This window comes from Tepidimonas sp., assembly GCF_036825565.1.
Taxonomy (GTDB): domain Bacteria; phylum Pseudomonadota; class Gammaproteobacteria; order Burkholderiales; family Burkholderiaceae_C; genus Tepidimonas.
Genome location: NZ_DAISXZ010000123.1, coordinates 1 through 3,112, shown reverse-complemented (window position 1 = coordinate 3,112; position 3,112 = coordinate 1). Strand labels below are relative to the sequence as shown.

General features: G+C 68.3%; 5 protein-coding genes. All 5 read right to left on the bottom strand.

Annotated features, from left to right (window positions below):
* Nucleotides 1-107: 107 nt before the first annotated feature.
* Nucleotides 108-641, bottom strand: coding sequence for a DUF3299 domain-containing protein (locus V7026_RS11280; protein ID WP_334155474.1), 534 nt, complete (start codon nt 639-641; stop codon nt 108-110).
* A complete protein-coding gene (locus V7026_RS11485; protein ID WP_443082362.1) occupies nt 638-1,279 on the bottom strand; it encodes an FtsX-like permease family protein in 642 nt (213 codons plus the stop codon). Before V7026_RS11485 ends, V7026_RS11280 begins: the two co-directional genes overlap by 4 nt.
* A 96-nt stretch (nt 1,280-1,375) precedes the next feature.
* Nucleotides 1,376-1,906: an ABC transporter permease gene (locus V7026_RS11480; RefSeq protein ID WP_443082361.1), complete on the bottom strand. Its 531-nt coding sequence runs from the start codon at nt 1,904-1,906 to the stop codon at nt 1,376-1,378.
* Nucleotides 1,903-2,589, bottom strand: a complete 687-nt coding sequence (locus V7026_RS11270) for an ABC transporter ATP-binding protein (RefSeq protein ID WP_334155473.1) — start codon at nt 2,587-2,589, stop codon at nt 1,903-1,905. The genes V7026_RS11480 and V7026_RS11270 overlap by 4 nt, the downstream gene beginning before the upstream one ends.
* A gap of 8 nt (nt 2,590-2,597) precedes the next feature.
* A partial coding sequence (locus V7026_RS11265) for a DUF2796 domain-containing protein (RefSeq protein ID WP_334155472.1) occupies nt 2,598-3,112 on the bottom strand: 515 nt, incomplete at its 5' end.

Below are 3,112 nucleotides of genomic sequence, written 5' to 3'. Positions count from 1 at the left end.
CTGGATGGGGAGAGCCTTGCGTGCCGTTGGCGCAGGGCGTTGGGACAGACATGAGCATACACCGCCTCGGTGAGGCCGCGATGCGGAAAACTCCGCATGGACGGTCCTCAGCGTCGATCGGCCCCGGGGCGTGGGGTCACTTTGTCCACCTCCATGCGGTAGCCGGACGCCGCCCAAACCGTGGAGCCGCGTTGCGCGAACAGCGTTCCGTAAACCCAGACCGGGGTCATCAAATGGATGCCAGCCAACGGTGTGGCCGAACGCGCATGGATAACCTGGTTGGCCGGTGGGGGCGGCGAGTGGATGCAGGCCCCGTAATACGGCACGAGCAGAAATTCGATGACCTTGTCGCCGCGGCGCTCCAGTGGCAGGGTAAAGCCGGCGATGCGCCCGCGGCGCCCGTGCACCGCCGGGTTGAGCGGCGCCTCCTCCCACGCTTTGCGCAAGCGTTCGAACCACTCGATGGCGCGCGGGTCGGTGTCGCTGAGCCGCGCCAGCTCGGCCGGCGGCATGCCCAGATCGGCCTTCCAGCCCGGCGGCAGCAATTCGTCCCAGTGCAGATCGGGCCAGGCCGAACGCGCAGCGGCGGCGCTGCCTAGGAGCAGGCTGCCGGACAGGACCATGAAACGACGCCGCTTCATCGTGGTGTCAAGCCATCGGCCAAGGTGTGCCGCCAGGCGCGCCAGGCCGGTGCCGCGCTGGCCAGCAGGCCGATGGCCAGCAGCAGGCCCAGCAGAGCCCATTCGTGCGCCGAGGGCAGGCGCGCGCTCAAAACCAATCCCCAGTGCGCTTGCACCAGCGGGGCAAAGGCCGCCGCGCTCAGCGTCAGGAGCAGCAAGCCCGCGGCCAACCCCGCCATCACCACCAGGGCACCCTCGAGCAGCACCAGCACCCCAATCTCCCGCGGACCGGCCCCCAGGCTGCGCAGAATCGCCCATTCGCGGCGGCGCTGCTCCAGGCCCGCCAACAGCGTTGCGCCCATGCCGCTTAAGCCCACCAGGACGGCCAGCGCCGACATCGCCCACAGCGCCCGCTCGACTTGCGTCCACACTTGCCACAGTTCATCGAGGGCGATTCCCGGCATCGCGGCCAGCAGCGGTTCATGCGGCCACTGATGCAGGTGCCGTTGCAGGCGAAACACATCGCTGCGTTGGTGCAAGCCGACGAAGACAGCGGTGATTTCTTTGGGTTGCAGCTCCCATGAACGCAGGAGCTCGGGCGGGATGCTGACACCGGGCAGGGGAGCGCCCCCCACCCAATCCAGATGCAGCGCGTTCATGGCGGGCAAACTGATGTGCACGCTCCGATCGACCGGCGTGCCCGTCGGGGCAAGAATACCCACGACGGTAAACGGCTTGTCGCCATGCTGCGGCCCTCAGTCCTGCATGCCGTGGGACAGCACGATCGCCTCGCCGAGCCGATACCCCAGCCGGCGCGCCACTTCGTGGCCGAGCACCGCTTCGAAAAGCCCGTCGCCACTGCCGGTGAATGGGCGACCGGCGGCCAGGGCGAGGGGCCGCCCGTCGCCGTAGCGCAAGCGCTCGAAATAGGCAGGCGTGGTGCCGACCACCGGGAAGCCGCGGTGGTTGTCACCCAGCGAGATGGGCACCGCCCACGCCACGGCTGGATGCTCGGCCAAGGCGGTGTAGCTGTCCCAGCGCATGTTGTGTGTGGCTGCGCCGATCCGAAAAACGGCGTACAGCACCAGCTGGATGCTGCCGGTGCGCGCACCCACGACCAAGTCCACCCCGGAGACCGCTTGGGTGAAGCTGGCGCGCGCATCGCTGCGCACCCGCTCCACCGCCAGCAACATGGCCGACGACAGCGCCAGCGCCATCACCGTGATGCTCAAGTTGACACGGCGGGCCTTGGCGCTATGCAAGGCAAGCAGCCAGATGGCCTTCATGTGCGCTCCCCGGCAGCGCTGCGGTTGATGTCGGCCAGCTCGACGACACGGTCGAAGCGCTCAGTCAGCCGCGCATCATGGCTGACGAACAACAAGCTGGCCCCCCGGTTGCCGCATGCACGGCAAAGCTCATCCACCAGAATATGCTGCAGCTCGGCGTCCAGCGCCGACGTCGGCTCATCGGCCAAGATCAGGTCCGGATGGCCCATGAGCGCCCGTGCCGCAGCCACCCGTTGTTGCTGCCCGACCGAGAGTTCGCGCGCCGGGCGAGCCCACGACGCAGCGGCAATCCCCAGTTGCGTCAACAAGCGCCTGGCCTGGGCTTGCACGTCGCCGGCGCGCTCGCGGCGCCGCGCAGAGAACACGCAGGGCAAACACACATTGTCCAGCACAGGCAGCCACGGCAACAGATTGAATTGCTGGAAAATGATGCCGATGTGGTCGGCCCGGAAACGATCCCGTGCGCGCGCCGACAACGCCTCGATGCGGGTGCCCAACACCTCGATGTGCCCATGCTCGGGGGTGACCACGCCGCTGAGGAGGTTGAGCAGGGTGCTTTTTCCGCTGCCCGAGGGGCCGCGCAGCATGACCCGCTCGCCCTGCGCCAGGGCAAGGTGGGTCAGATCCAAGCAAGCCTGCGGCCGCCTCGGCCAGCGAAAGCGCACCGCTTCCAGAACCACCATCGTGGGGCTCACCAGCGCAGCACCGGCTGGGCCCGCGTCAAGCGGGCCGCAGCCTGCCCCTGAGGTCCGATGCGCTGCACATGCAGCCGGTGCAGGCGCTTGAAACGTTCGAACAAGGCGGCCGTCTCCAGGTGGCGCAGCGCGGCAGGCTGCGCACATGTGTACGAGTAGTGCGCCTGCACATCCCCGTGGCCGGCGTCGTCCCAACTCGGCTCTCCCACCGTGGCGGCGCGCAGCTGGCACTGGGCCGCCGCCGAAGGGGTAAACAGTCGGTGCGCCTGCTCGAGCGCGCGCAGTCCGTCGTTCAAGGCTTGCCGTTGGCGGTCGTCGCGCGGCGGCCGTTCGAACCCGACCACCACCTCCAGCGGCAGCCTCAGTTCCAGCGCCAACGCGCCCCCATCGATGGCGACGTCGAGATGCCCTTCGCCGTGCACATGGGTTTGAGCGCCCACGCCGGCACCATGAACGGCCAACCCGAAGAGCGTGTAAAGCTGCGCCGTGTTCTTCGCCAATCCCTTGTAGC